27 protein-coding genes are annotated in these 25,430 nt (G+C 65.3%); 8 read left to right on the top strand and 19 right to left on the bottom strand.

From position 1 onward, the window contains the following. Nucleotides 1-27: 27 nt before the first annotated feature. Nucleotides 28-582: a chlorite dismutase family protein gene (locus HAP48_RS22855; RefSeq protein ID WP_166209624.1), complete on the top strand. Its 555-nt coding sequence runs from the start codon at nt 28-30 to the stop codon at nt 580-582. Nucleotides 583-712: 130 nt separating this feature from the next. Here HAP48_RS22855 and HAP48_RS22850 read toward each other — a convergent pair whose 3' ends face one another. The 3 genes from HAP48_RS22850 to HAP48_RS22840 form a co-directional block, all read right to left on the bottom strand. Then, nucleotides 713-1,111 (bottom strand): gamma-glutamylcyclotransferase family protein, encoded by a 399-nt coding sequence (locus HAP48_RS22850; protein WP_166209627.1) that lies wholly within the window; start codon nt 1,109-1,111, stop codon nt 713-715. Nucleotides 1,112-1,296: 185 nt separating this feature from the next. Next, nucleotides 1,297-2,109: a transglutaminase-like domain-containing protein gene (locus HAP48_RS22845; protein ID WP_166209630.1), complete on the bottom strand. Its 813-nt coding sequence runs from the start codon at nt 2,107-2,109 to the stop codon at nt 1,297-1,299. A gap of 2 nt (nt 2,110-2,111) precedes the next feature. After that, nucleotides 2,112-3,014, bottom strand: coding sequence for a transglutaminase family protein (locus HAP48_RS22840; protein WP_166209635.1), 903 nt, complete (start codon nt 3,012-3,014; stop codon nt 2,112-2,114). A 103-nt stretch (nt 3,015-3,117) separates the two neighbouring features. On the opposite strand from HAP48_RS22840, the gene HAP48_RS22835 reads away from it, so the two are divergent. Both HAP48_RS22835 and lspA read left to right on the top strand, forming a co-directional pair. Next, on the top strand, nt 3,118-3,915 hold the full coding sequence (locus HAP48_RS22835; RefSeq protein ID WP_166209638.1) for an N-formylglutamate amidohydrolase: 798 nt from the start codon (nt 3,118-3,120) through the stop codon (nt 3,913-3,915). A 121-nt stretch (nt 3,916-4,036) separates the two neighbouring features. Then, the gene (gene lspA / locus HAP48_RS22830) at nt 4,037-4,591 is read left to right on the top strand and encodes a signal peptidase II (protein ID WP_166209641.1); all 555 of its coding nucleotides are present in this window, start codon (nt 4,037-4,039) and stop codon (nt 4,589-4,591) included. A 326-nt stretch (nt 4,592-4,917) separates the two neighbouring features. Here lspA and HAP48_RS22825 read toward each other — a convergent pair whose 3' ends face one another. The 3 genes from HAP48_RS22825 to HAP48_RS22815 form a co-directional block, all read right to left on the bottom strand. After that, the gene (locus tag HAP48_RS22825; RefSeq protein WP_420869888.1) at nt 4,918-5,082 is read right to left on the bottom strand and encodes a hypothetical protein; all 165 of its coding nucleotides are present in this window, start codon (nt 5,080-5,082) and stop codon (nt 4,918-4,920) included. A gap of 25 nt (nt 5,083-5,107) precedes the next feature. Then, nucleotides 5,108-6,271, bottom strand: a complete 1,164-nt coding sequence (locus tag HAP48_RS22820; RefSeq protein ID WP_166209647.1) for a PepSY-associated TM helix domain-containing protein — start codon at nt 6,269-6,271, stop codon at nt 5,108-5,110. A gap of 233 nt (nt 6,272-6,504) precedes the next feature. Then, complete coding sequence (locus tag HAP48_RS22815; protein ID WP_224496547.1) at nt 6,505-7,590, bottom strand: CobW family GTP-binding protein; 1,086 nt, start codon at nt 7,588-7,590, stop codon at nt 6,505-6,507. 93 nt (nt 7,591-7,683) lie between these two features. Between HAP48_RS22815 and HAP48_RS22810 the strand changes: the two genes are divergently transcribed. After that, nucleotides 7,684-8,781, top strand: coding sequence for a cyclase family protein (locus HAP48_RS22810; RefSeq protein WP_166209650.1), 1,098 nt, complete (start codon nt 7,684-7,686; stop codon nt 8,779-8,781). 58 nt (nt 8,782-8,839) lie between these two features. Here HAP48_RS22810 and HAP48_RS22805 read toward each other — a convergent pair whose 3' ends face one another. From HAP48_RS22805 to HAP48_RS22775, 7 genes are all read right to left on the bottom strand, one after another. Beyond that, entirely contained in the window at nt 8,840-9,571 is a 732-nt protein-coding gene (locus tag HAP48_RS22805) for a DUF1275 family protein (RefSeq protein WP_166209652.1), read from the bottom strand. Between the two features lie 16 nt (nt 9,572-9,587). Beyond that, nucleotides 9,588-10,370, bottom strand: a complete 783-nt coding sequence (locus tag HAP48_RS22800; protein WP_166209654.1) for a 3-hydroxybutyrate dehydrogenase — start codon at nt 10,368-10,370, stop codon at nt 9,588-9,590. Between the two features lie 43 nt (nt 10,371-10,413). Next, on the bottom strand, nt 10,414-11,589 hold the full coding sequence (locus HAP48_RS22795; protein ID WP_166209656.1) for a DUF3734 domain-containing protein: 1,176 nt from the start codon (nt 11,587-11,589) through the stop codon (nt 10,414-10,416). Between the two features lie 33 nt (nt 11,590-11,622). Then, nucleotides 11,623-12,417: an acetoacetate decarboxylase gene (locus HAP48_RS22790; RefSeq protein ID WP_166209658.1), complete on the bottom strand. Its 795-nt coding sequence runs from the start codon at nt 12,415-12,417 to the stop codon at nt 11,623-11,625. Between the two features lie 73 nt (nt 12,418-12,490). After that, a complete protein-coding gene (locus HAP48_RS22785; protein ID WP_166209660.1) occupies nt 12,491-13,696 on the bottom strand; it encodes an NAD(P)/FAD-dependent oxidoreductase in 1,206 nt (401 codons plus the stop codon). Between the two features lie 117 nt (nt 13,697-13,813). Continuing rightward, a complete protein-coding gene (locus HAP48_RS22780; RefSeq protein WP_166209662.1) occupies nt 13,814-14,149 on the bottom strand; it encodes a hypothetical protein in 336 nt (111 codons plus the stop codon). A 200-nt stretch (nt 14,150-14,349) separates the two neighbouring features. Continuing rightward, nucleotides 14,350-15,300: a helix-turn-helix transcriptional regulator gene (locus tag HAP48_RS22775; protein WP_166209664.1), complete on the bottom strand. Its 951-nt coding sequence runs from the start codon at nt 15,298-15,300 to the stop codon at nt 14,350-14,352. Between the two features lie 365 nt (nt 15,301-15,665). Here HAP48_RS22775 and HAP48_RS22770 point away from each other — a divergent pair, with 365 nt between their 5' ends. Further along, complete coding sequence (locus tag HAP48_RS22770) at nt 15,666-16,595, top strand: AraC family transcriptional regulator (protein WP_166209666.1); 930 nt, start codon at nt 15,666-15,668, stop codon at nt 16,593-16,595. A gap of 12 nt (nt 16,596-16,607) precedes the next feature. Here HAP48_RS22770 and HAP48_RS22765 read toward each other — a convergent pair whose 3' ends face one another. Further along, nucleotides 16,608-16,787, bottom strand: coding sequence for a hypothetical protein (locus tag HAP48_RS22765; RefSeq protein ID WP_166209669.1), 180 nt, complete (start codon nt 16,785-16,787; stop codon nt 16,608-16,610). A 9-nt stretch (nt 16,788-16,796) separates the two neighbouring features. Next, complete coding sequence (locus tag HAP48_RS22760; RefSeq protein ID WP_176399228.1) at nt 16,797-17,030, bottom strand: DUF6894 family protein; 234 nt, start codon at nt 17,028-17,030, stop codon at nt 16,797-16,799. 196 nt (nt 17,031-17,226) lie between these two features. Between HAP48_RS22760 and HAP48_RS22755 the strand changes: the two genes are divergently transcribed. From HAP48_RS22755 to HAP48_RS22745, 3 genes are read left to right on the top strand one after another with little or no spacing between them, the layout of a single operon-like run. Further along, nucleotides 17,227-17,913 (top strand): TetR/AcrR family transcriptional regulator, encoded by a 687-nt coding sequence (locus tag HAP48_RS22755; RefSeq protein WP_166209673.1) that lies wholly within the window; start codon nt 17,227-17,229, stop codon nt 17,911-17,913. Beyond that, entirely contained in the window at nt 17,910-20,591 is a 2,682-nt protein-coding gene (locus HAP48_RS22750) for a molybdopterin-dependent oxidoreductase (RefSeq protein ID WP_166209675.1), read from the top strand. The genes HAP48_RS22755 and HAP48_RS22750 overlap by 4 nt, the downstream gene beginning before the upstream one ends. Next, nucleotides 20,588-21,529: an FAD binding domain-containing protein gene (locus HAP48_RS22745; RefSeq protein ID WP_166209677.1), complete on the top strand. Its 942-nt coding sequence runs from the start codon at nt 20,588-20,590 to the stop codon at nt 21,527-21,529. The genes HAP48_RS22750 and HAP48_RS22745 overlap by 4 nt, the downstream gene beginning before the upstream one ends. Here HAP48_RS22745 and HAP48_RS22740 read toward each other — a convergent pair. The 4 genes from HAP48_RS22740 to HAP48_RS22725 all read right to left on the bottom strand — a co-directional run bounded on the left by HAP48_RS22740 (nt 21,526) and on the right by HAP48_RS22725 (nt 25,398). After that, the gene (locus HAP48_RS22740) at nt 21,526-22,509 is read right to left on the bottom strand and encodes a DUF3592 domain-containing protein (RefSeq protein WP_166209679.1); all 984 of its coding nucleotides are present in this window, start codon (nt 22,507-22,509) and stop codon (nt 21,526-21,528) included. The genes HAP48_RS22745 and HAP48_RS22740 overlap by 4 nt on opposite strands. Nucleotides 22,510-22,584: 75 nt before the next feature. Next, the gene (locus tag HAP48_RS22735; RefSeq protein ID WP_029082011.1) at nt 22,585-23,202 is read right to left on the bottom strand and encodes a LysE family translocator; all 618 of its coding nucleotides are present in this window, start codon (nt 23,200-23,202) and stop codon (nt 22,585-22,587) included. Nucleotides 23,203-23,416: 214 nt separating this feature from the next. Continuing rightward, on the bottom strand, nt 23,417-23,947 hold the full coding sequence (locus tag HAP48_RS22730; RefSeq protein ID WP_166209681.1) for a hypothetical protein: 531 nt from the start codon (nt 23,945-23,947) through the stop codon (nt 23,417-23,419). An 8-nt stretch (nt 23,948-23,955) separates the two neighbouring features. Further along, on the bottom strand, nt 23,956-25,398 hold the full coding sequence (locus tag HAP48_RS22725; RefSeq protein WP_166209683.1) for an LVIVD repeat-containing protein: 1,443 nt from the start codon (nt 25,396-25,398) through the stop codon (nt 23,956-23,958). Between the last annotated feature and the right edge of the window lie 32 nt (nt 25,399-25,430).

Here is a 25,430-nt window from a genome sequence, read left to right as displayed (position 1 = left end):
TCCCCGCTTCCGCGGTTGGATAGCACCATGTTCACGACGTTCAGAGGCGGACAGAGCGGCGGCTGGAAGGTCACTTCCATCACGCGGGTGAAGGGCGAGACCTTGCCGAAGGTCGAGGCGCTCTCGGTGATCTCGAGTGACGCGATCGCGCTGCCGCTGTTGCCGGCGCAGACCTCCTGGCGGCTCGCCGGCGTTGCGAGCCATCTGCGCTACACCGAGAAGGAGGAGCGCGAGAAGCTCATCGCCGTGCAGGCCGCTCTCGGCCGCAGCGAGGCGACGCATGCGGCGCTGATCCCGATCAGGAAATCGGCTGCCTGGTGGGAGCTCACCCAGGAGGAGCGCCGCAAGATCTTCGAGGACAAGTCGCACCACATCGCAGACACCCTGAAATTCCTGCCGGCGATCGCCCGCCAGCTGTTTCACGCCCGCGACCTCGGCATGCCCTTCGATTTCCTGACCTGGTTCGAATTCGCGCCCGAACATGCCAGCCTGTTCGACGAACTGGTCGGCGTGCTGCGCGCAACCGAGGAATGGACCTTCGTCGAGCGCGAGGTCGACATCCGCGTGGTGCGGGAAGTGTGAGCCTTTGTGCCCCGGACGCTGCGCAGCACGCAGTGATGCGCTGCAGAGCCGGGGCCCATGATCGTTGCACAAGTGGGTCCCGGTTCTGCACAGCGGCACTTCGTGCCGCGGTGCGCCCGGGACACAAGCGCTAATGTTCGAGAAACTTTCCTGACGCGATCCGCGGCAGCTCTTTGACCGGCCAGTTGTAGAAATAGGTCCACGCCTCGCTCGCGCTACCGTCGGCGCGCGTGACCTTCAGCATCTCGCGGACATATTCGGTCGGCGGCGGAAATCCTTCGCCGCAGGCCTCGTACATGTCGAACTCGCGCAGCATGGCCTCGCGCTCACGCAAGCGGAACAATTCGCCGTGCACGATGTCGGCCGGATCGTCCGATGCCACAAGGCCCGGATAATGCTTCACCAGATAGAGCCGGCCGCAACACTGCGCCGGCCCAAGGAATTCGGCATTGCCCGCGAGCAGCTTCGCCATCGGATGGTCGAAGCCGCGCATCAGGGTGCCGTAGACGAAGAGGAGGTCGGAGATCATGTGGGTTCTATGTCATTGCGAGCGAAGCGAAGCAATCCATCGTGCCACGAAATGGATTGCTCGCTGGCGATCTCCCGTCATCCTGAGGAGCGCGGAACGAGCGTCTCGAAGGATGCACGGCCCGGCTGGTGGCCGTCGACCCTTCGAGACGCGCTTCGCGCTCCTCACAGGGTGACGGCTCTACATCAAGCCGCCGCCACCTCATCCGTCACCACGACGAACTTCGCCAGCGTCATGCGGCCAAAGCTCGTGGTGAGGGCTACGTCGGCGGCGTCGCGGCCGGTCGCCATCAGGATGCGGCCGATCCGCGGCGTGTTGTGGCGGGCATCGAAGGTGTACCACTGGCCCGACAGATAGACCTCGAACCAGCCGGAGAAATCCATCGGCGCGGGATCCTTTGGCACGCCGATGTCACCGAGATAACCGGTGCAGTAACGCGCCGGAATGCCCATGCAGCGGCAGAAGGTGAGCGCCAGATGCGCGAAGTCGCGGCAGACGCCGGCGCGGCTTTCATAGACATCATGCGCCGACTTCATGTGATGGGCGTGCTCGTAGCCGAACGTCACGTGGCGATGCACGAAATCGGTGATCGCCTGCACCCGCGCCCAGCCGGGCTGTGTGTTGCCGAACAGCGACCAGGCGATGTCGGTCAGCTTGTCGGTCTCGCAATAGCGGCTCGGCATCAGGTAAAGCAGCATGTCGTCAGGCAGCTGCTCGATCGAGACCTGCTGCGCCGCCGGATTGACGACGTCAGCCAGCCCGGAATCGCGCACCAGCGCGCTGCCACGAAAGGTGACGCCACCGGCGGGCGCGACCAGACGCCCACAGACATTGCCAAAGCCGTCGCGATACAGGCCGAACGGCACGTCTGGCTCGGTCACGATCTGCTCGGTGCCGACGATGTCCGCGTAGCGCGACGGATGGATCGACAGCATCATCACCATTGGCGTCGGCTGCGGAGCCGTGTAGGTGATCTCGAAGCCGACCCTGATCTGCATCGTCAGACTGTCTCCCGTTCTGCCGCGTCCTCACCGACCGATACGACCGTGATGTCGACGTCCATGCGCTGAAAGGCGTCAGGCGGGCCAAGATAGACCCCGTGCAGCGGGACCGCCTGGCGCGGATCGCGCGCCACCGCGACGCGGATCAGATCGCGCGTGCCGACGATGCCGTTGGTCGGATCAAACTCGATCCAGCCGGCGCTCGGCAGATAGACCTGCACCCATGCATGGGTCGAGCCTCCACCGACATAGCCATGCGCGCTGTCTGTGGGCATCGCGAGATAGCCGGAGACGAAGCGCGCGGCGAAGCCGAGCCGGCGCAGCGCCTCGATCATCAACAGCGCATAGTCGCGACAGGTGCCGGACTTCGTCTGCAGCGTGTCGAGCGGATGCTGGGTGCCATGTTCGTGGCGCTTGCGATAGCTAAAGCTCTCGCGGATACCATGGGTCATGCCGCTCAGGATATTGAAAGTCGGCGTCGGAGCCTCGACATCCAGGAAGCGCCGCGCCCAGGCCGAAAGCTCGCCGTTCGGGTCGCCATATTGCGGCGTGACGAACTGCTGCAGATCGGGGAATTCCTCATCGTCGTAGAGAAACGGATAGAAGTAGGCGGCGTCGTCAGGCGTCAGCGCGAATGTGTCGGCCGGATTGTGCTCCACCGTCGCGGTCGAGACGAATGTCAGCGTGTCGGCGCGCTCGTCGAAGGCGGCGATCGCCGTACTGTTGCCGAACACGTCGTGAATCCAGCGCAGCGACATCGGCTGCGGATCGATCACAAGCGCACTGTCGAGCACGCGCAGATCGTGACCGTCGCGGGGACGCAGCATGATGCGGTGTTCGCCGAACGCCACCGGGCGCGCGTAGCGATATACGGTCTTGTGATGAATAGTCAGCAGCGGCATCTTCAAACAATCATCGTGATTTCGGACCGCTTAATCTATAGAGAATGCTGCTCGATTCCAGACCAGCATGCCCCTTCAATAGGCAAAGTTGAGGAAAAGGCCCTTGAATTACGGCGGTGATCCATCGTTCCTGCTCGCAAGCACCGACGTTTCACCGGTTCTTGAACATAATGCCGCCGGCCGCTCGCCGTTCCTGTTCACCTGCGATCATTACGGCAGGCTGATTCCCTCCCCGCTCGGCGATCTCGGCCTGCCCGAAAACGAGCTCGTGCGGCACATCGCCTGGGATATCGGCATCGCCGGCGTCGCGACCCAGCTCTCCGACCGGCTCGATGCGCATCTGATCGCGCAGCGCTATTCGCGGCTCGTGATCGACTGCAACCGTCCGCCGCATGTCGCAAGCGCGATCCCGCTGATCAGCGAGGCCACCACCGTGCCGGGCAATGAGGGCCTGTCGCGCGAGGCCGCCGAGATGCGCCGCGCGCAAATCTTCGATCCCTATCACCGGCGCATCGACGAGATCATCGACGCGCGTGCGCGTCAGGGCGTGCCGACATTGCTGGTGTCGCTGCACAGCTTCACGCCAGTCTACGCCGGCATCGCCCGTCCCTGGCACATCGGCACGCTCTACCATCGCGACACGGTACTGCCGCCGCTTCTGTTGAAGCAGCTGCGTAGCGAGGGCGATCTCGTGGTTGGCGACAATGAGCCCTATGCAGTCAGCGACGAGACCGATTACACGATCCCGGCGCATGGCGAGAAGCGCGGCCTGATGAATTCCGGCATCGAGATCCGCCAGGACCTGATCTCCGACCAAGCCGGCGAGACGGCGTGGGCCGACCGGCTGGCGCGCGTGCTCGGCGAGATCGAGACGCCGCTGCGCGCGGAGGCGCTGATCTAGAGCGTCGTCTCACGAGCGCATGATTTGGTATCCGGTTCGGAAGCTTGAAACACGGGCGTCCGGTTAAATACAACACCCCGGACCTTCGCAGGATGGCTGTTGCTTTCCAGGCGAGGTCCGTATGGTTCGACTGCCCATCAGGCCGGACAATTTGAGCATGCCTCACAAGCCGTCACACGTCAGCCTCCACTGGGCCTGGTTGATCGTTCTCATCGTGGGGCTGGATCAAGCCACGAAGCAGCTTGTTGTCAGTTTGCTGCAACCCGACCGCTCGATGGTCATATTGCCGTCGGTCGAGTTCGTGTTGTCTTACAACAAGGGCATCTCGTTCAGCTTCCTCCGGTTTGTGGACGATGCACAGCGCTGGCCGCTGGTCGGCCTGTCTGCTCTAGCCTCTGGGCTGCTCGGTTGGTGGCTCGCTCGCGTACCTTCCGGCAAGCCAGTCCTGGCAATTGGCCTCACTCTGATCATTGGCGGGGCGCTCGGCAATATGTTGGATCGCGCCCGAATCGGTTCGGTGATCGACTTCGTTCACGTTTCTTATAAAGATTGGTCGTTCGCCATATTCAACCTCGCTGATGCGGCCATAACGAGCGGCGCCATCGCTGCCTTGGTATCCCCATATCTGGAGACGCCTGACGTCTACGCGGACCGGGAGCGCGATCCCGCTAACTGATCTTTGACTACGTGCCTGGCTGCCGCGGATGAAGCCGCCGTTTTTTCGGTGAGCGTCGGTCCGATGCTGTCCTGCGCTTCTTGGCCGAGGCCGGCGCGACCCTGGATTTACGGACCGCCTCGATCGCGGCGGCCGTACCGACGCAACCGTGGCAGATGATCTGTGGCGCTTTCACCGGCGCGACGCCGCAGGCCAGGCACTTGCGCGGTGGCGATTGCTTTTTGGATTTCTTACACATCTCGGCGGTTGAGAACACCACAGAGATGCGCATATTCCGATTGAACTTGGCCGCCCATCGCTTCGAGCAGCGATCAGGCCGAGCCTGATCAATTCGGCTGGCGCCGCCAGATGAACACCAGATACAGCAACACCGGCAGGCCCAGCCCCACCCAGGAGACGGCATCCCACACACCGTCGCCGACAAGCGCGCTGATCAAGCCCACCGTGCTCACGATTGCGATGACAAGCGGCGCGGCAAAGATCTGGGTCAATGAACGACGTGAGACCATGCTGATATCAGGACGACAATGCGGGGTTGTCGATGGAGGCGGCGTTGCCGATGGCGCGCTCCTGGCTCACGCCCGCCTTGCGGCGGCGCCACCACAGATAGACGCCGGTCACGAGGATGAAGATGGTCAGGACATCGAGCAGCGCCCAGACGATCTTGAGCGGCATGCCGCCATAGTCGCCGAAATGCAGCGGCTGCGAGACGAACAGCGTCGTCACATACCAGGGCATGTCGCGGCTGTCGGTCGGCTTGCCGGTTTCCGCATCGATCAGCGCCGGCTTCAGCAGTCGTGAGGTCAGCGGCGTATCGCCGCGCAGGAAGACCGCGTAATGGCTCTTGCTGCTGAAGGTCGTGCCTGGGAACGCGACGAAGCTCGGCGTCATTCCGGGCACCGCATGCTTGGCCACCTCAACCGCCGCATTCAGCGAGGTCAGTTTCGACGGCACCGGCCGGTCGCGATACTGCGCGGTCATTTCGGCGAGCTGGCCGAATTGCCACATCTTCACGACCAGATCGGCCCAGGTGTTGATGACCCCGGTGAAGCCGACGACCAGCGTCCAGGCGACCAGCAGGATGCCGGCGAGATTGTGGACGTCGAGCCAGCGCACGACGCGGGTGCGCTGCGCACGATAGGCGCCGAAACGCAGCTTCCGCATCGATGGCGCATAGACCACGATGCCGGAAACGATCGCGATGCAGAACAGGATCCCCATCAATCCGAGGAACAGCTTTCCGGGCAAGCCCGCGAACATGTCGGTGTGCAGCTTCAGCATGATGTAGGTGAAGCGGCCGGTCACATCGGGGGAATCGAGATAGGCGCCGCTATGCGTGTCCATCCGGATCAAGAGGTTGTTGGTCGGATCGGCATCGATCGTCGGACCGACACTGACCCACATCGCGCCGGGTTCGTCGCGATCCCAGATCAGGAAGTGCGGCACCTTGCCCGGCGCCCGCGCCAGCGCGTTGCCAAGCAGATGGTCAAGATTGGCCGGCGGCGTGCCTGCCGACACCTCGGCCGGCTTGACCTGGTTGTGCAGGAGATCATCGATCTCTTCATGGAAGATCAGCGGCAGGCCGGTGATGCACAACAGCAGCATGAACAGTGTGCAGATCAGGCTGGTCCATTTGTGGACGGCGCCCCATCGCCGCAGGGAAGTGGTGGTCGCAGTCAATTTCCGTCGCCTAATTCCAGGTACGCTTTGCCTCGCCGTCACTACCACGACGAAGGATGCGTACGGCCGCTTGGGAATTAGAACTCGTCCAGTGTTGGACTTATCGTTGATCGTGTTGCGGGCTCGCAACGCGTGCGCAGTAAAACCGCGACAATGCGCCTCGGATTTTTTCGACCGATTCTAAGGATCGTTCCAAATCGTGTTCCGCTGCGCGGCACGCGACCGGCGGAGCCTCACGCCGGCACGCGGCCCGCTTCCCACAGCGCCATCACCTCGTGGCGCGTGATGCCGCGGGTGATGAACACGATGCGCGAGCGGCGATCGGCATCGGGCCATTTGGCGAGCGCGACCGGCGGGTGGAAGATATGGTGCACGCCGTGGATCGCGACCGGCGCCGCCTCGCCATGCAGGTTGAGGATGCCCTTGACCCGCAACAAATCCTCGCCGCGCGCGTTGCGCAGATAGGCGAGCCACTGTGAAACCGCCATCCAGTCGAGCGGCGCGTCGAACGCGAGCACAAAGCTCGTGATCGCGGCATCATGGCTGTGATGGCCGTCGTGATCGTGATGATCATGTGCGGCGTGCCCATGCCCTTCCTCGCAAGGTCCCGCAAAGGCTTGCTCGTTGAGCCAGCGCTCGACGTCAGCCGTCTTCTTTTCGGGATCGACCAGGGCAGCACCGAATAGCCTGGAGGGATCGATCTCGCCGTGCGCCACGCGCTCGATCCTCGCCGCCGGATTAAGGCGGTGGAGCCGCGCCTCCAATGCGTCAATGTCATTGACCAAATCGCCTTTGGTGATCAGCAGACGGTCGGCCAGCGCCACCTGTTTCACTGCTTCATATTGCCGATCGAGCTGGCGGTCGGCGTTGGCAGCATCGACCGTCGTCACGACCGCATCGAGCCGCAGGAAATGCGACACCAGCGGATTGTTGAGCAGGAGCTGCACGATCGGCGCGGGATCGGCCAGCCCCGTGGTCTCGACCAAAATCCGCCGGAACGGCGGCACCTCGCCGCGATCGCGCCGCACCAGCAGCGCGCGCAGCGTCTCCTCGAGATCGCTGCGGATTGTGCAGCAAATACAACCGCTCGCGAGCACGGCAACCTCGCCATCGACGCGTTCGACGAGCAGATGATCGAGCGCGACCTCGCCATATTCGTTGATCACGACGGCGCTGTCGCTCATCGCCTCGTGACGCAACAGATGGTTGAGCAGCGTCGTCTTGCCGCTGCCGAGAAAGCCGGTGATGACCGACACCGGCAGCCGATCGGCGGACTTGTCGTTCTCGAACAGGCTCATCGATACGCGTCCCACCGTCATCGTTTTGTCGCTGGACAACAGCCTAACCGAGGAGGAGCATGCCGAAAACAAATTTCAAGCCCGAAACCGCGGGCGCAACCTGGGAGGGAAAGCATGGACGACGACGTCAGGAGCGACGAACCGAACAACGGGCCGGTCACGACCGATCGCCGGACCCTGTTGCGCACGGCGGGCCTTGCCGGCGCAGCAGGTGCAACGCTTGCCGGCGCGATGCATGGCAAGTTCTCGCTTGCACCGATCACCGCAGCCCAGGCGCAAACCCCGACCGCGATGCCGAAGGGCACCGACAAGCCGTGGTGGCCCTCGAAATGGGGCGCGGACGACGAGGCCGGTGCATCCAACCACATCACGCCGGAGAAGGTGCTCGACACGGCGAAATGGATCAAGGACGGCAAGATCTACAAGATCGGCCGCGTCTACGAGGGCGGCATGCCGCTGTTCGGGCCGCGTGCGTTCACGCTGCGCATCCCGGGCGGCCCGACCGGCGGCCCGTTCGGCGACAACAAGCTGGTCTACCACGACGAATTCCTCTCCACCGAGATCGGCCAGACCGGTACGCAGTTCGACGGTCTCGGCCACATTGGCATCCAGCTCGGCAAGGACGGCGACAAGAGCGAGATGCGTTTCTACAACGGCCACACTGCGCTCGAGATCAGCGACGCCTACGGTCTCAAGAAGCTCGGCGTCGAGAAGCTCAAGCCGCTGTTCACCCGCGCGCATCTCGTCGACATGGTCGCGCTCAAGGGCGGGATGATGGACGCCGGCCAGGAGATCACCACCGCCGACATCAAGGCGGCGCTGCAGAAGCAGAACATCAATGAGAGCGACATCAAGCCCGGCGACGCGATCATGTTCCACACCGGCTGGGGCTCGCTGTGGATGAAGAACAATGACCGCTTCAACAGTGGCGAGCCGGGCATCGGTCTCGACGCCGCGAAGTGGGTGGTCGAGAAGGACCTCGCCTTGACCGGTGCCGACACCTGGGCGGTCGAGGTGGTGCCCAATCCCGACAAATCGCTCGCCTTCGCGGTGCATGCCGAGTTGCAGACCAAGCACGGCATCCATAACCACGAGAACCTGATCTTCGACGAGCTGATCGCCGCCAAGAAGTACCAGTTCGTCTATTGCTTCGCGCCGGCGCCGATCAAGGGCGCCACGGGAAGCAACGGCTGCCCGATCGCGATCACCTGAACAGCCTGCCGCGGGCTGCGTGGGCGGACAAGACCGCCCACGCAGATTTCTGACCGCGCTACCGCACCGCGATCGCAGCGCACGCCAGTGCCGCGGGTAGCGACCAGGTCCAATCTCCGGCCAGCGAAACCACCGCCGCGACGATCACACAGCCCAGAAGGAACCCGGCCAAGCGGCCAAGCGAATGCTTCAACGGCGTCGCATCACGCGGCAGCAGGGGATGACGGACCGAAAGCAAGTCCATCACCGACAAGACGGCATTGGCCAGATTGCCGGTCATCACGGCGGTCGAGATCGCGCCCCGCACGGCGAGGCGCAGGAGCGCGTACTGACAGGCCATGGCGGACACCGCCATCATCGCCGCCGTGCCCGCCAACCATCCGGCCGGATCGGAGGACGGCCTGGCGATGATGCTGAAGGCCAGCAACGCCGCAAGGATCAGAAACTGAACCAGCAGCAATAGCCGCACCAGTCTTGCACCGTGCAAGCGTGATGCGCGGGCAATCAGCCAGACGGTTGCCAGCGCCAGCATGAAGACCGGGATGGTCAACAACTGCGCCCAATGGAATGAGCCGCCGTCGACGGCAACGCCCGCTGCCAGCACGAGGTTGCCGGTCACATGAGCCGTGAAGATGTGGCCCAGCGTGAAAAAGCCGGTGCAGTCGACCATTCCGGCGATCACGCTGAGCAAAGCCGGCAGTCGCGCCTCCATGCGCGACAGCTCCATGGCGTCATCGGCGGAATCATCCGGCCCTTGGAAGGCGAGCAAGCCTCTGGCGAACAGTGACATGGGCGATGGCCATGCGCTACCGCGCCGTCCAGCCGCCATCGACCGAGATCGCGGTTCCCGTGATCTGGTCGGCGGCGCCCGAGCACAGGAAGGCGACAGTGCCGCCAAGCTGCGCCGGAGAGACGAACTCGAGCGACGGCTGCTTTTCGGCGAGCATATCCCTCGCAGCATCCTGCTGGCTGATGCCGCGCTCCGCGGCGATGTCGTTGATCTGCTTGTCGACCAGCGGCGTGCGCACCCAGCCGGGACAAACCGCATTGCAGGTCACGCCGCTGCCGGCGGTCTCCAGGCCTACCACCTTGGTCAGGCCGATCAGACCGTGCTTGGCCGCGACATAGGCCGCCTTGTGCGTCGACCCGACGAGGCCGTGGGCGGAGGCGATGTTGACGATACGGCCCCAGCGCTGCTTCTTCATCTGCGGCACTGCGGCGGCAATGCTGTGGAATGCAGCCGACAAATTGATCGCCAGGATGGCATTCCAGCGGGCGGCCGGAAATTCCTCGACCGGCGCGGTGAACTGGATGCCGGCATTGTTCACGACGATATCGAGGCGGCCGAACTTGGCAACCGTCGCGGTGACCAGGCCGCGCACGGCATCTTCCTTCGACATGTCGGCGCCGTCGTAGCTGACGCGCACGCCATGCTCGCGTTCGATGCCGCTGCGGATCGCCTCGATTTCATTGGCGTCACCAAAACCGTTCAAGACGATGTCTGCGCGCAGTCTGGCGAGCTCCCTGGCAATGCCGAGCCCGATGCCGCTGGTCGATCCGGTGACGATGGCAACCTTGCCTTTCAACATGGCAATTTCCTTTCGATGCTGTGAGGATGTGAGGCGCCGCAACTCAGTCGCGGCGGTGGATGTCGTGGGTGACGATGCCGCGCTCGGGCGCCGGCCGGTCGAGGCGGCTCGGGTCCGCCAGCGTGCGGCGGATATCCTCCAACCCGCTTTGCCAGTGCGCGCGCATCGCGCTCAGCCCGAACTCGTAGTCCTTGGAGTGACGCTCGTGGACCTTGGACTGGTAGATCAGATGAATGATGTTGCAGGAGCGATGGCGGGCCATCTCGGCGATCTCGCGAATTTCCGGATCCTGCCTGGCGCTCTCCGGCAGCAGTGCGAGCGTCCGCTGCAACGCCTGACGCATCTTCTGCATTCGCAGCGCCTGATCGGTGATGGCGCGGGTGCGGCTGGAGTACTGGATGTCCTTCTGCCGGCTCGATACCTCCATCAGGTCGTTGGGCACACGGCCCTTCGCCGACCACAGATCGATCTGGAAGGTCAGCGTATCGCGCGGCTCGCTCGACAACACGCGGGACAAGGGCGTGTTCGAAACCACGCCGCCATCCCAATAGTGCTCGCCGTCGACCTCGACCGCTGGAAAGCCCGGCGGCAGCGCGCCCGACGCCATGAAGTGCTTCGGTCCGAGCCGGCGCTCGGCGGTGTCGAAATAGGTCAGGTTGCCGGTGCGCACGTTGACCGCGCCGACGCTGACGCGCACCTCGCCCGAGTTCAGCCGATCGAAGTCGACGAGCTGCTCAAGCGTCTGGCGCAATGCGGAGGTGTCGTAGAAGCTTGTCGCGGCGGCGCCTGAGAATGGCGACAGGAACGGCGGCGGGAAGCGCGGCTTGAAGAAGCCGGGCTGCCCCTGGAGCAAGGCACGCATCGCCGCCAGCGCATTGTGCGCCGATCGCATGTCGAAGGCGAACGGCAGGGCATTGGCGAGCCCCTCGCCGGCCGGCCATTCCACCGACGCGGCACAGATGCCTTCCCAGAATTTGCGCAACCGCTCGACGCGCTCTCCCTCGGGCGAGCCGGCGATGATCGCGGCGTTGAGCGCGCCGATCGAGATGCCGGCGAGCCAGTTCGGCCGGATGCCCGCCTCGTGCAGGCCTTGATAGACGCCGGCCTGGTAGGCGCCGAGCGCGCCGCCGCCCTGTAGCACCAGCGCCACGACATCGTAGGGCAGCGACCTGGTCTGCTGCGACAGCGGATTGATCTGCTCGCGCATCACGTTCAGCATTGCTGGATCTCCTGATGGACGGGTTGGGGCCGGTCAGCCGGCATTCGCAGCGGTCAAGACGTCGCCGCCGCGATGCGGTGTCGCCTGGCTCGTGGCGAGATAGTCGTGCACCACGCCGCCAAGCCCCAGCGTGAGGTCGGCAAGGATGTGCTTGGCGGAGAGAATCTCCAGCACCGGCAGCTCGGCGACGGGCGCCAGCGCATGCGAGTACAGGTCGAGCGCAGCCGGTCCGGTCCAGGCCCCCTTCACCGTGATGTCCTCGAGGTGGTAGCGCACCAGCTCGCAGATGCGCGGCGTGCCGTCGACATGCGGAATGATCTTGAGCAGGAAATTCGGCGCGGCGAGCTTTTGGGCCTCGGCTGCGATGTCGAGCGCACGGTGCTTGTAGCCCATGGTTCCGGTCGCGATCCGCACCGAACCGTACTTCAGGGTGCCGACCAGCGTGTCGATCTCGACCTCCAGCTTCGGCTGCGCCAGCTTCTTGGGAAAGCCCCACAGTTCACGCCCGCCCGCGATCGGCGGATGATCGTTGAGGAACATCTGATGGGTGAAGCCGCCGAGCTGACCCTTGTACGACACCGGAATGACCTGGCCGCTCTCGGTGTAGTCGCCGAAGCCGGTCGAATCCGGCATGCGGATGAACTCGTAGTTCACCACCGGATCGGTCAGCTGCAGCGGCTCAGGCACCACGCGGCGCAGCGCGTCGGGATCGGTCCGGTACTGGATGATGAAGTACTCGCGGTTGACGAAGCGGTACGGCCCGGGAGGAAAGGCCGGACTGGTCAGCGGCATCGCGAACGACGATGTACGCACGGTCTCGTGTTTCACTTTGGTGAGCTCCAGATATGGCGGTCGCGGGTGGCCGCGCCCCCTTCAGGGCGCGGCCGATGTCGGGAGAGCCTTAGACTTCGGTGACGTGCTCCGGATCGGCGGATGCGAGCGCGGCGGCGCGCTCGGCGCGGGGCGGATAGATCCAGACGGTGTTGATCTCCCGCTTGGTCTTCTTGGCGACGTCGCCGACCATCTCGACCTTGCGCTCCCAGCCGCGGGTGAACAGCGCGCCGGCCTCGCCGAGATCGAGGCAGGTGACATAGGCCTTCTGGTGATACGGCTTGGTCGGGACGCCGAGCAGTTCGGCGGCGGCGTTGTTGCCGGCAAAGGCGCCCATCCGCGTGGCGTGCTGGCATGACATCAGCGCGTAGTTGCCATCATCGTCGCATGCCGCACGCGCCGCATCGCCGGTGGCGAACACGCCTGCGACCGCCGGCACGCGCAAATCGCGGTCGACCAGCAGCCGGCCGGAATTGTCGCGCTCGGCCGGGATCTGCGCGGTCAGCGGCGCGGCGCGGATGCCCGCCGCCCAGACCACGGTCGCGGCCTCGATATGCTCGCCGCTGGACAGCGTGACGCCGGACTTGGTGACCTCGGCGACGCCGGCGCCGAAGCGGCCCTCGACGCCGAGCTTGCGCATCGCCTCCTCGATGATCGGACGCGGCTCCTCGCCCATGTCGGGCGCAATCGCAGCGTTGCGCTCGACGATGATGACGCGCGGCCTGGCGTCGTTGCCGAGAATCTCCTTGAGCCGCGCCGGCATCTCGGTCGCGGCCTCGATGCCGGTGAAGCCGCCGCCGGCAACGACCACGGTGTCGCGCGCCACCGAGGCCGGCTGCTTGGCGAGACCATGCAGATGACGGTCGAGCGCGATCGCGTCCTCGAGACTGTCGACGCTGAAGGCATGCTCGGCAAGGCCGGGCACGTTCGGGCGGAACAGCCGGCTGCCGGTCGCAACCACCAGCCGATCGTAAGGCAGCGTCTTGCGTGCGTCCTTGGCGGTGACGATCTGCACGGTGCGCGCCTTGGTGTCGACGGCCTCGGCGCTGCCCTGCACATAGACGACGTCGATCGCGTTGAAGACGTCGAGCAGCGGCGCGGTCAGCGTCTCCGGCTTTGGCTCGTAGAGCCGCGGGCGGACCACCAAAGTCGGCTCCGGCGCGACCAGCGCGATCTCGAGCTGCTCGGGCGAAACGCCCTTGATGTCGCGCAGGCGGGCTGCGGAAAGTGCGGCGTACATGCCGGCAAAGCCGGCGCCGATGATGACCAGTCGCATGGGATATCTCCTCTGGGTTGACAGTCTCTGATGTCCGCGCGTCGCCGCCGCCGCTTGCCGCTGACGGTCAAACCTGTCGCGAGTTGCGACGCGAAGTTGTGAAACGAAAGTGAGTGCCTATTGACGGGCGGCGCAGCCCGATACGAACGGCGAGCGCAGCGCCGGCCCACACGCCGCCCGACAGCCGCGCGCGCCGGGCAGCGAACCGCGGTGAAAGGAGATCGGCTGCGCGGCGCCCGGAAGCAGGTCCCGGGTGACTGCCTGAGCCGCATTATTGATCATCACCGAGGTCATGGGATCGACGCCGTGAGCGGCCTGCGCCGTGGCGTCGGCATCGTCGCCGGTTGCCGTGGTGAAGCGGACGGTGAGCGTCAGCCCGTACATCAGTGCGGTCGCGACGGCCCGGCGTCGCCGCGTGATTGCGAGGGAGCTGCCGAAATCCTTCCAGGCCATCGCTTGTCTCCGTTGTTGGCGTGGGTGCCACGGTGATCTAGCGAATTGAGCTTGTCGGTGCCCCAGAGCGATTGCCCGACCTGAAGAGCGATTGCTGCTAGAGCATTTTCGGTTCTGATTAAATCAGAACCGAAGCTCTAGCCTCTTGTTTTGACGCGTTTTCTTCACGCGAACCGGCGTCCACTTCGCTCGAAAACGCTCTACCGCAGACGGCGCCGCCAATCGCTCGGGGTTTCGCCGGTCAGCTTCCTGAACGCGGCGGCGAACGCCGTCTGCGAGCTGTAGCCTAGCGCCGCCGCGATCGAGACGACGGATGCGTCGGTGTCGCGCAGCATGTTCATGGCCTGCTCGAGCCGGTGCTGGCGCAGCCAGGCATGCGGCGAGAGCCCGGTGCTCTCCTTGAAGGCACGGCAGAAGTGAAAGCGCGACAGGCCGGCGTCCATGGCCAGCGCCGCAAGCGAGACGTCCGCATCGCTGTCCGAGCGCAACCGCTCGACGGCGCGGCGCAGCGCGGTCGGCGACAACCCTCCCATGGTCGCCTGCAGCATGGCAGGCGCGCCGGCATGCGCCGACAGCAAGCGGTTCGCCAGAAGATCGGTCAGCTGGTGCCTGAACAGCGCATCCAGCGCCTGGCTGCCGTCGAGAGCGTCGGCTGCGCTCAACAGCAATCGCGATGTGATGGGATCGGGATGCGCGGTGCGCTCCAGGAGATCGCCGGGCGCGGCGGTGTCGGCTTCGCCGGCCACGCGCTGCAGCGTCGCATGCGGAAGATAGAGCTGAACGACATGCATCGACTGGTGGATGTCCCATCGCGAGGTCGAGCCGGCCGGAATGATCGTCACGACGCCGGAACGCGCCGTTCCGATCGAAGCCACCTTGCCGGTGCGCCGCTCGAGCTGCTGCGAGCCGGCGGGATAGGTCATGATGACGTGATCGACCATCGGCCGGACGACGTCGTGCAGGGCCTCGTGCTTCCAATAGGCGAACGCGCCGCTCGACGGGTCGGCCGCGATGCGCAGCGGCCGCGTGTGGAGCACACGGGCCATCTCCTGGTCTGCCGGAGCGCGCGGGCCGACCGGCGTCTCGGGCGGCTTGGCATCGGATGCGGCGGACGAATCCCGCGAAGCATCGTGCAGGATCGGCTTAGTCATGACCTGTGCTCGCGTTTGAAAGCTCATGCGCTACCTCCCTGCGGGCAGGGTCAATGGACCGATGAGGTACGGAACTGTCGGCGGGACCTAAGCGCCACGCAGTTTGGATGTCTTTCCTGAAACGGCCATGCTTTATCTAATTCTGTTGCGAGCGCGCCGGTGCGACATCTTGTGTCCGGCAAGGTCGAGCGAACCAAAGCAATTGAATTCGTTCCGGAATTGCATCGTCATGATCGACGCAGCGGGGCGTTCATCATCGCGTGAGGAACTGGACGGCACCGCAGCAATCCGGATAATAAGCCACGACCACGCGGGATGACGGTGACGGTATCCCAGGTCACCCATCACAGTCGGACTTGATCGATATGGCACAGGCAGGCGTCTACGGACGGAGGCTCGGGCAGCCGCTGCAATTGGCGGAAGCGCCCTCGCTGATCACGCGCACGCTGCGCAGTGCCGAACTCGCGGTCACCGAGACGCGGAACGACAACCCGGTGCGCGACCTGTCCGGGTCGCTGCCCGCCGACGATGCCTATCTCCTCAGCCTCAAGTTTCGCGATTACCCGGACTGCGAGTGCTGGGAACGCGGCCGGTGCGTCATCAAGTCGGATATCCGCAGCGGCGCAACCTACCTGTACGACCTGAAGCGCGATCCGCGTTATGTGATCGACAAGCCGTTCCACTCGATCTTTTTCTATCTGCCGCGCTCGGCGCTCGACGACATCGCCAGGCAGGCCGGCGCGCCACGCATCCATGAACTGGCTTATCAGCCCGGAATCGGCCATGACGACGCCATCGTCCGCCATCTCGGCGCTTCGCTGCTTGAAGCATTGCGCCGGCCCGAGGAAACCAACCAACTGTTCATCGATCACATGATGCTCGCCTTCACCGCACACGTCGCACAGACCTATGGCGGACTGCGGAGCATCACCGCACCGACCCGCGGAGGCCTGGCCGCCTGGCAAGCGAGGCAAGCGTGCGAAAGGCTCGAAGCCGACCTCGGCGGAAAAATCCCGCTGAAGCAGATCGCGGCCGAGTTCGGCCTCTCGGTCAGCCACTTCTCGCGCGCCTTCCGCATCTCCACCGGCCTGCCGCCGCACCAATGGCTGCTGCAGCAGCGGGTGACGGCGGCCAAGCAATTGATGGCGGTGCGCGACCTTTCGCTGTCCGAGATCGCGATTTCGGCCGGCTTTGCCAATCAGAGCCATTTCACGCGGGTGTTTTCGGCCGTGATCGGCGTCAGCCCGGCGGTGTGGCGCCGCGAGACGCATCGCCCTGCGAAAAGCGAGAGCTGAACCGGTCCGCGTTCAACCGGCCGGGGCGGCTTGAACGGCATGCTTGGCATGCCATTTGGGGCCCGGCCCGCACATGTAGTGACGCTCCGGCCGGTAGGGATCGCGAATTCGGTCGATCAGATTCTGCCAGCCGGTCGTGATCGCGTGCAGGCCGCGGCGAAAGAGCAGCAATGCTGGCTGCAGCGACGGCATGGCGCCCTCTCAGTGTGGTTTGCCGAGAACGGATGCGAAGGACAGGATGACGATCTCGTCGCCGGACTCGTCGCTGACATGCACGGCCCAGTCGCGCCAGTCTTCCAGGCTGGCGGTCGCAACCAGGGATCGCATCATGCAGGTCGCCGCCTCACAGGCCTCGGAAAGGCTGGTCACCGGGGTGCCGCGGCGATCCATCAACACCCCCCGCGTGTTCGAGCAATGAAAATAGACCTGGGCCATGTCCGTGTCCTCGCAAGCTCCGGGCGAGCAGGCTCGCCTTTACCAAGCTCTACGTTTCTTGGACGCGACCATCCGTGATGCGGTTCACACCGGCGCGTGCGGCGTGGTGGCCTCGCGGAATGGTGATCAGGGGCTCCAGCACCACCCTCACCAGATCGCGATTTGACAGTTCGTCTATATTTGTCAAAATCGTCAAATGGGACCGAAGACCCGCATTCTCGATGCCACGATGCTGGTGTTCCGCCGGCACGGCTTTCGCCGTTCTTCGATCGAGCAGGTCGCCGAAGCGGCCGGCCTGACGCGGCAGGCGCTCTATCACCATTTCGAATCGAAGGAAGCGCTGTTCCGTGCCGTGATCGAGCGCGTACATGAGTCCGCGATCGCGGCCGAGGACGCCGCTGTTGCCGAGGCGGAGACGACGGGCGGCGATCTCGGCGACATTCTTGCCGCAGGCATGATCGCGCGGATGTCGACCATGATTGCGTCGCTGGACGGCTCGCCGCATCTCGAGGAGCTGTATTCCGAGCACCTCGTGCACGCGCGCGACCTCTACCAGACCTATGCCGCGCGCTATGCGGAGAGCATGGTCGCGACGATCTCACGGATCGTGCGCAAGCAGCAGCTTGTGCTGCCGCAGGGCCTGTCGCCGGCCGAATTCGCCCGGCTGGTCGAAATGGCGATGTACGCATCGAAGTCGCAGTACCCGGCGATGCAGCCGGCCGATGCGTTCCTGAAGGACATGGCGATGATGGTGCGGACGCTCTGCGCGGGCGCCTTGCCGAAATCCTTGCCAAAATCCTTGCCGAAATCCGAGAGGCCGCCCGTCAAGAAGGCGGCGATCAGCCAAAAGCCGACACGCAGGAAGACAGGAGGACATCCATGACGACGACGACCATCAACGGCCGCGTTGAATCCCTGCCCGACGATCCCGACGCGCTATTGATCGACGTCGTGCGCGACCAGCTCAAGCTCACCGGCACCAAGCTGGTGTGCGGCGCCGGCGTCTGTGGCGCCTGCACGGTGCTGGTCGACGGCGCGCCGGTCGCAAGCTGCCTGATGCCGGCGCACGCCGCCGCCGGCAAATCGGTGACGACGGTGGAAGGCATCGGCGCCGCAACGCTACATCCGGTGCAGAAGGCGTTCATGGCGCATGACGCGCTGCAATGCGGCTTCTGCACGCCGGGCTTCATCGTGGAAGCGACCGCGTTCTGCGACCGCTGGCGTGCGACCAAGGGGACGGCCGTGCCCTCGCGCGAGGAGATCGGCGTGGCGCTGTCCGGCCATCTCTGCCGCTGCGGCGCCTATGACGGGATTTTTCGCGCGGTGGCGGATGCCTGCGCCGGCCGTTTCGACGGCGACAATGTCACAGCGCCCCGCATCGAGGCGCGCGACAAGGTGACGGGCGCGGCAAAGTACACCGTCGATATCAACCATGATGGCCAGCTCGAGGGCGTGATCCTGCGCTCACGCGAGGCGCATGCCCGCATCACCGCGCTTGATCTGGCTCCGGCGCGGGCGCTCTCCGGCGTCACCGCGGTATCGCTACTCGGCGACGACCGCATCGTGCGCTATGTCGGCGAGCCGATTGCGGCGGTTGCCGCCCCGGACCGCAGGACCGCGCATGCCGCACTCGCCGCGATCAAGCTGACCAGCGAACGCCTGCCCGCGGTGATCGGGCTCGACGCGGGACGCAAGGATGACGCGCCTGTGGTGTTCGACAAGGCAAGCCGCAAGCGAGCCGGCAACGTCTCGGAAGCGGCCGGCGGGCCGGCGCCGTGGAAACAGAACATCCGCGGGCCGACCGCGGTGTTCTCGACACGCGCCAAGAAGGCCCGCAACTGGGTCGACGAGGCGCGCCAGGCCAACAACCGGCTGCTCGTCGAAGCGACCTTCCGCACCGCCACGCAACAGCACGCATGTCTCGAGCCGCACGCCGCGGTGGCGCGCTTCGACGGCGACCGGCTGACCCTGCACGCCTCAACGCAACAAGTCTTTCACCTGAAGGAACAGATCGCAAAGCGCTACAAGCTCGGTCACGACAAGGTCCGCGTGATCGCCGATCACGTCGGCGGCGGCTTCGGATCGAAGGCCAGCCTCGGCGTCGAGACGATCGCCGCGATCGAGCTCGCGCGCGAGGCCAAGGCGCCGGTACGGGTCGCCTACGATCGACAGGAAGAGCTTTCCGTCGCCGGCTATCGGCCGGCCGCGGAACTGAAGGTCGCGCTGCTCCCCTCCGAGCGGGGCGGATTGAAAGCGCTCTCCGTCACCGCGCATGCCGATACGGGTGCGGCGACCAACTCGACGATCGCGGGCCTGGCGCGACTGATCTATCCGGCCGAAGCCAAGGACCTCTCGGATTTCGACGTCATCAGCAACCTGCCGCCCGGCGCCGCCTTCCGCGGCCCCGGCGGTCCGCCGATGGCGTTCGCGGTGGAGCAGGCGATCGACGAGGCCGCGCTCCGGCTCAACGTCGATCCGATCGCGCTGCGCAAGCGCTGGGATCCCGATCCCAACCGTCAGCGGCTCTACGACTGGGCATCCGGGCTCGAGATCTGGCGCAATCGCAGGCCGGCGCAGAACGGGCGCTATCGCCGCGGCATTGGGGTGGCGACGGGCTACTGGCTCTATCTGTGGCAGCCCAATGTGAAGGTCGAGGTCGCGGTCAAGGCCGGCCGCATCGTCGCCAGCACCGCGACGCAGGACATCGGCACCGGCACCCGCAGCGTGCTTGCCGACACGATCGCGCGCGAGTTCGATCTCGAACCCGGCGACATCGAGGTGCGGATCGGCGATTCGTCGCTGCCCGAGGGGCCCGGCTCCGGCGGCAGCCGCGTCACCGCCTCCGTGCTGCCGCCGACGCTGCAGGCGGTGCGGAAGCTGAAGGCCGCCATCCTCGATCAGGCCACACGAAAGCCTGCGCCCGGCTCGAACGCGCCCTGGCGCGAGCTGATCGCGCGCTCGCCCGACATCGCTGTCACGGAGACCCGCGGCGAGGATGGCAAGAACACGGCGCCCGGCATCCGCTCGCCGCTGCGCGAAGTCGGCCTGATGGGATTTGTGTTCGGCTGGATGATGCGCCGCTTCTCGAACATCGCGGTCGGCGCCGGCGTGCCGAGCTCGGTGCAGGTGATCGAGGTCGAGGTCGACACCTGGCTCGGCCATGTCCGCGTGCTCAACGTGCATACCGGCATTGCGGTCGGCAAGATCGCAGCACCAGCGCTGGCGCACAGCCAGGCTTGCGGCGCGGTGATCCAGGGGCTTGGCTACGCGCTCTATGAGGCACGCGAGCTGGATCCGACCAGCGGCGACGTCCTGACCGCGGGAATGGAGGATTATCGCATCCCGGGCATCGCCGACACGCCCGAGATCGATGTCCATTTCGACGAGGCCGGCTTCGACCATGTGCTCGGCAACAGCGTCGGCATCGGCGAAGCGTCGACGGTGCCGACCTCGGCGGCGGTCGCCAACGCGATCCACAATGCGATCGGCGTCCGCCTCACCGAGATTCCGATCCGGCCCGACCGCATCGTCGCCGCGCTGAAAGGGAGGGCTGCCGCATGAGTGCCGCAACCGCAGAGGCAATGTTCGCGCCCGAATTCCGTGCCGCCGGCACCGACCTGTCGGAGCGCCGCCGCAGCGGCCTGTCGTGCGGCACGATCATCGATCTCGCCGCCAGTCCCGATACGATCGGAATCGCGTGGAACGCCGACGGCTCGGCACGCATCGGCGCCCTGACCGCGATCGCAACCATCGCATCCGACGGGCGACTGGCCCAGGCCTATCCCGGCATCGCCGCGGCCGCACAGGGCCTGGCCACGCCGCAGATCCGGCACATGGCGACGCTCGGCGGCAACCTCGCGCAACGTTCGCGCTGCTGGTATTTCCGCAATCCGCAGATCGCCTGTCTCAAGAAGGGCGGCTCCGACTGCCCGGCGCGATCGGGCAACCATCTCTATCACGTCGCGTTCGATCTCGGCCCTTGCGTGGCGCCGCATCCGTCGACCATGGCGATGGCGCTGTTGGCCTATGATGCGAAGGTCACCACGGACCGGCGCAGCGGATTGTCGATCTCCGACCTGCTCGGCAACGGCAGCAACGGCACGGCCGACAATTTGCTTGCGGCAGGCGAACGGATCGAGCGGATCGAGCTCCCCGCCCCGCTGGCCGGCGAACGCGCGCTCTACAAGCGCGCCATCAGCCGCTCGCATGCGGAATGGCCGCTGGTCGAGATCTGCGTACGAACCGTGATCTCAGGCGGTGCATTCCAGCAAGTTTATATCGCCGCCGGCGGCATCGCTCCGGTGCCGCTGCGGCTTGCGGCATGCGAGGCGGCACTGCGGGGCAAGCCCGCCAACGCAGCGACGATCGCGCAAGCCGCGGAGCTCGCGACATCAGGCGCGAAGCCGCTGCCGATGACAGGATACAAGCTTGATTTGCTGGTCGGTTTGCTGCGCGATGTGATGGAGCGGACGCTCAACGTCAACGAGACCGCGCGCTAGCCGCCACGGGTGGCAGCAAACAGCGCGGCCGCGAAAAAGAGTCCTGCGATGGTCCACAGCACCCAGGCGAGCCGGCCGTCGCCGCGCGCGTCGAGCGACGCTTCGGCGGGATTGGCGGGATTGACATGGACCTCGACGGCGGCGCCATCCTGGTAGCGCGACATCAGGCGCTGCAGCAACTTGTTCGAGCTCGCAGCGGACTCCGCGCCGACCCGCGCGCATTCGTTGGTGTAGCTGACGTTCTCGTAGGTGTAAGTGTAGGACACGCGCTTGCCGAACATCTCCATCCCGCGCCCGTCGCCATCGGGGGCAGCGCCACGATACTCCTCCATCTCGGACACACGGATAATGCCTGATACCACCGGCCAGTGGCTCGCCATCGACGCCTGCCGACGCACGGCGAGCGCAAACAGCCCGACGACGAAGCCGAACGCACCGAAGCCGATCACCATCCCCGACAAGTCGGGCCGCGCCATGTGGCGCGAGACAACATCGTGGATCCGGTTGAGACCGAAAGCCGAGCCGAACACGATCGCGAGCACGATCGCACTGCCGATGCCCAGACATCCCCAGATGCCCTTCGGCAAGTCACGCTCCAGCACCGCCTGATCGGGATGTCGCGGATTGTAGTAGACGGTCACGATGCTGCCGGCCGGATATTTCGCCAGTGTCTCCGCAACCTGGAAATTGCCGAGGTCCTCGCCGATGCTGACGCGGTTATTGCGCAACTTCCTGCCGTCCACCTGGTACTCGTAGACCACGTTGGCGAAGTTGCGCTGCTCCATCCGATAGCCGTCCTCGCGCTCATCGTCGGAGACCCTGACCTCACGTACCTCCGCGGTCGCGGTCACGACCTTGCCGGACGTGTCCGGCCAGCCCCTCGCCTCGCGCACCTGCCAGGTCTTGACGACGGCGGCGATCAGGATCAGCCCGAGCGGCGCGAGCAGCATCGCATAAACAAGCCAGGGCAAATCGGGCACGGGAAGGATCCTTCATCGGAGGCAGCGCCGGTTTGACGCGCCACCCCTGTGAAGGGTTCAACCAGCCGGCGGGGTCTATCGGGCCCGGGTCAGCGCCAGCCAGATGCCGCCACCGATCATGAAGCCGCCGGAGATGCGCGACATCAGCCGCGTCCGCTCCTTGGAGAAGAACTTTCGGGCGCGGCCGGCCGCCAGCGCGTAGGCCGCGTCGGTCAGCACGGCGGTTGCCATGAAGGTGACGCCGAGCAGCGCGACCTGCGGAATGTGCGGTTTGTCCATGTCCATGAACTGCGGAATGAAAGCGCCGAAGAACACCAGGACTTTCGGGTTCGAGAGCAGCACCAGAAAGCCCTGCAGGAAGAAGCCGCCGCGCGGCGGTGGCGGCGTCTCGTCGGTGCCGACGCCCTCGACCGGGGAGCGGATCAGCTTGATGCCGAGCCAGACCAGATAGGCCGCGCCGGCAAAGCGCACCCAGTCGAACCAGTACCCCATCGTCGCCATCAGCGAGGTCAGGCCGACCGCGACGATGCCGATCACGATCGCGAGCCCGACCTGCGCGCCCAGCACATTGGTGAGCGCAGCACGCGTGCCGTAGCGCAGGCCGTTGGCGATCACCATCGTGACAATCGGACCGGGCAACAGCGCCAGCGCCATGCAGGCGGCGACGAAGGCGAAATAGGCTTGCAGGGACATGGGGGGCTCGTTTTGTTCGTTGCTACATTATGCATGCAAGAAGCGAACATGGAAGCGGTCTGTTCCCTCTCCCCGCTTTTCGCGGGGAGAGGGTTGGGGTGAGGGCTCCATCCGCGAGGCGGTGCGAGTCGTTAGACCTGTACCCCCTCACCCGGATCGCAAGCGCGATGCGACCTCTCCCCGCAGGCAGGAGAGGTGAAGAGCCAGCTCCAACTCAACGGCCTTCCACCGCGGCCGTCATCCACGTTTTCATCTCGCGAGACTGCAGAAATGTCAGCACCGCTTGCCGCACCCGCGCGACGTCACCCCTGCCCTGCGCCGCCACCGCCATGAGATCGCAGCGATGCGAGGCCGCGAGGCCGATCGCGGTGCGCGTACCGTCGAGATCATAGGCCCTGATCCGCCCGGACATATCGGCGACATCAACGACATCGCCCGCATTCAGCGGCACGAAGCGCGGGCTGATCATGTCGACATCGGAAACGCGATCGACCTCGTCGTCATCGGCGACGCCGCTGTCGCAGTTGCAGAAGCCGAGCTTTGGCCTGAGATAAACCTCGACCTCAGTGCCGCACTCCGCCGTGCCGCAACGGAAAGCGCGGCCGGCGGGCCAGCCGTCGCGCGGGAACGGCCATGCGATCTCGCGCCACGCGGCAGCCCGCGACGGCGCCATCTCGTAGCCGGCTACGGCCGAGAGGCAGCCGAGCGCCAGGAACATCGCCGCGATGATCGGCCACCGGCGCATAATCGCGCTCACGGCAGACCGGCGATGGCGCGCGCCTCGCCGGTCAGTTCGAGGATGTGCAGGCCGGTGTTGGCGCGGTCGACCGCGTAGATATAGCCGCGCTCATCGGTTTCGACATTGTTGGTCTGGATCGCGACCTTGCAGCGCTCCTTGCCGTCGATGGTGACGCAGCGCTTGTCGGTCGCCAATGTGATCGACGGGATGAAATAGCCGACTTCCTTGGGGTGATAGGGATCGCGGATGTCGAGCGCGCGGACGCCGGCGTTGAAGAAGGCGATGAAGGCCAGCTTCTTGTAATAGACCGGAGCCATGCTCTCGTTCGACGAATGCGAGCCGAACCGGCCGCCGCGCTCGCAGAACGCGCCGGAGGCTTCCGGCACGGTGTAGCTCGAAATCAGCATCGGCCGCGTTTCGGTGGTAATGTCGGCGAACCACACCATCTGCCGCGCCTCGCCGCACTCGTTCTGGATCGCCTCGTCGACGATCATCACGATGTCGCGGGTCTTGCCGTCCTTGTCGTGCGCGAACTCGGCGATCGGCATGTCCGGCATCGGAAACACCGTATGCGCGCCGTTCATTGCCGACAGCGGCATCCGCGCGATCTCCGGGAATTTCAGATTGTCCGGCGTCGGCTCCTTCGGCCCGTTCAACAGCTTGTCGCGGTCGACGATCTGCAGGAAGCCGCCCTTGTTGGTGCCGTAGCCGAAATAGACGCGGTTGCCCTTCGGTCCGGTCGAGATCGGCCCGTGCAATTCGGTCGGCACCGCGCCGGTGGCGCCGGGCTCCTGCCCGGGCAGACCAAAATCCCTGATCTTCCTGGGCTGCGCGGGATCGGAGAGATCGTAGATCTGCGTCATCCGCCGGATGCGCCAGTCCGGCGCGCCCGACACCAGGAAGGCGATGCCGGTGCCACATTCCCAAAAATTCTTGTGGGTGTCCTTCAGCCCGCCGATCCGGGTCACCAGCACCGGATTGGCGGGATCGGCGACGTTCCAGATCTCATGCGCCTCGCTGCCGAAGGTGCGCAGCATGTAGACCGCGTTGCGATCACCCTTCGGCAGATCCTTGCCGTCGCAGATCCGCACCATCTGCGCACCGCCGGATTCATATTTGCCCTCCTGCCCCGGAATGTGCCGCAGATATTTCGGATGCGCGGGATCGGTGACGTCGACGATCGAGGTGCCGTTCGGCTCGGCCTTGCCGGTCATCGGATTGACCGGATCGGGAATGTCGTCGGTGCCGCCGTGATGGCCGATATAGGCGATCCACCTGTCGCCCTGATGATGGATGGTCGGCTGATAGGCGCTGCGCGCCTGCAAATCGCTGGTTCCAACCAGCCTCATGTTGGAGGCTTCGGGCGGGTCGCCGATCTTCGGCTGCTGGGCGCCCGCAGCATTTGCGAGCAGGACAAGAAAGAACGTGCAGCAAACTGCCGTAACGCGACCACCCATGCGCACCACCCCGTATTCCCTGCCAATCTGCG

Origin of the sequence: Bradyrhizobium septentrionale, from assembly GCF_011516645.4 — a bacterium.
In the GTDB taxonomy this organism is placed as follows: Bacteria; Pseudomonadota; Alphaproteobacteria; order Rhizobiales; family Xanthobacteraceae; genus Bradyrhizobium; species Bradyrhizobium septentrionale.
The sequence above is the reverse complement of the archived record's forward strand: the minus strand, read 5'-3'. Positions and strand labels throughout refer to the sequence as shown.

What these genes read in the sequence shown, in the direction of transcription:
- HAP48_RS22765 (WP_166209669.1), bottom strand. Translation starts at nt 16,787, where the DNA reads ATGCCGTCGCTGCAGCCAGCATTGCTGCTCTTTCGCCGCGGCCTGCAC.
- HAP48_RS22800 (WP_166209654.1), bottom strand. Translation starts at nt 10,370, where the DNA reads ATGTTGAAAGGCAAGGTTGCCATCGTCACCGGATCGACCAGCGGCATC.
- HAP48_RS22745 (WP_166209677.1), top strand. Translation starts at nt 20,588, where the DNA reads ATGAGTGCCGCAACCGCAGAGGCAATGTTCGCGCCCGAATTCCGTGCC.
- HAP48_RS22725 (WP_166209683.1), bottom strand. Translation starts at nt 25,398, where the DNA reads ATGGGTGGTCGCGTTACGGCAGTTTGCTGCACGTTCTTTCTTGTCCTG.
- HAP48_RS22795 (WP_166209656.1), bottom strand. Translation starts at nt 11,589, where the DNA reads ATGCTGAACGTGATGCGCGAGCAGATCAATCCGCTGTCGCAGCAGACC.
- HAP48_RS22785 (WP_166209660.1), bottom strand. Translation starts at nt 13,696, where the DNA reads ATGCGACTGGTCATCATCGGCGCCGGCTTTGCCGGCATGTACGCCGCA.
- HAP48_RS22775 (WP_166209664.1), bottom strand. Translation starts at nt 15,300, where the DNA reads ATGACTAAGCCGATCCTGCACGATGCTTCGCGGGATTCGTCCGCCGCA.
- HAP48_RS22750 (WP_166209675.1), top strand. Translation starts at nt 17,910, where the DNA reads ATGACGACGACGACCATCAACGGCCGCGTTGAATCCCTGCCCGACGAT.
- HAP48_RS22770 (WP_166209666.1), top strand. Translation starts at nt 15,666, where the DNA reads ATGGCACAGGCAGGCGTCTACGGACGGAGGCTCGGGCAGCCGCTGCAA.
- HAP48_RS22730 (WP_166209681.1), bottom strand. Translation starts at nt 23,947, where the DNA reads ATGCGCCGGTGGCCGATCATCGCGGCGATGTTCCTGGCGCTCGGCTGC.
- HAP48_RS22855 (WP_166209624.1), top strand. Translation starts at nt 28, where the DNA reads ATGTTCACGACGTTCAGAGGCGGACAGAGCGGCGGCTGGAAGGTCACT.
- HAP48_RS22840 (WP_166209635.1), bottom strand. Translation starts at nt 3,014, where the DNA reads ATGCCGCTGCTGACTATTCATCACAAGACCGTATATCGCTACGCGCGC.
- lspA (WP_166209641.1), top strand. Translation starts at nt 4,037, where the DNA reads ATGGTTCGACTGCCCATCAGGCCGGACAATTTGAGCATGCCTCACAAG.
- HAP48_RS22810 (WP_166209650.1), top strand. Translation starts at nt 7,684, where the DNA reads ATGGACGACGACGTCAGGAGCGACGAACCGAACAACGGGCCGGTCACG.
- HAP48_RS22735 (WP_029082011.1), bottom strand. Translation starts at nt 23,202, where the DNA reads ATGTCCCTGCAAGCCTATTTCGCCTTCGTCGCCGCCTGCATGGCGCTG.
- HAP48_RS22780 (WP_166209662.1), bottom strand. Translation starts at nt 14,149, where the DNA reads ATGGCCTGGAAGGATTTCGGCAGCTCCCTCGCAATCACGCGGCGACGC.
- HAP48_RS22815 (WP_224496547.1), bottom strand. Translation starts at nt 7,590, where the DNA reads ATGACGGTGGGACGCGTATCGATGAGCCTGTTCGAGAACGACAAGTCC.
- HAP48_RS22845 (WP_166209630.1), bottom strand. Translation starts at nt 2,109, where the DNA reads ATGCAGATCAGGGTCGGCTTCGAGATCACCTACACGGCTCCGCAGCCG.
- HAP48_RS22755 (WP_166209673.1), top strand. Translation starts at nt 17,227, where the DNA reads ATGGGACCGAAGACCCGCATTCTCGATGCCACGATGCTGGTGTTCCGC.
- HAP48_RS22760 (WP_176399228.1), bottom strand. Translation starts at nt 17,030, where the DNA reads ATGGCCCAGGTCTATTTTCATTGCTCGAACACGCGGGGGGTGTTGATG.
- HAP48_RS22850 (WP_166209627.1), bottom strand. Translation starts at nt 1,111, where the DNA reads ATGATCTCCGACCTCCTCTTCGTCTACGGCACCCTGATGCGCGGCTTC.
- HAP48_RS22805 (WP_166209652.1), bottom strand. Translation starts at nt 9,571, where the DNA reads ATGTCACTGTTCGCCAGAGGCTTGCTCGCCTTCCAAGGGCCGGATGAT.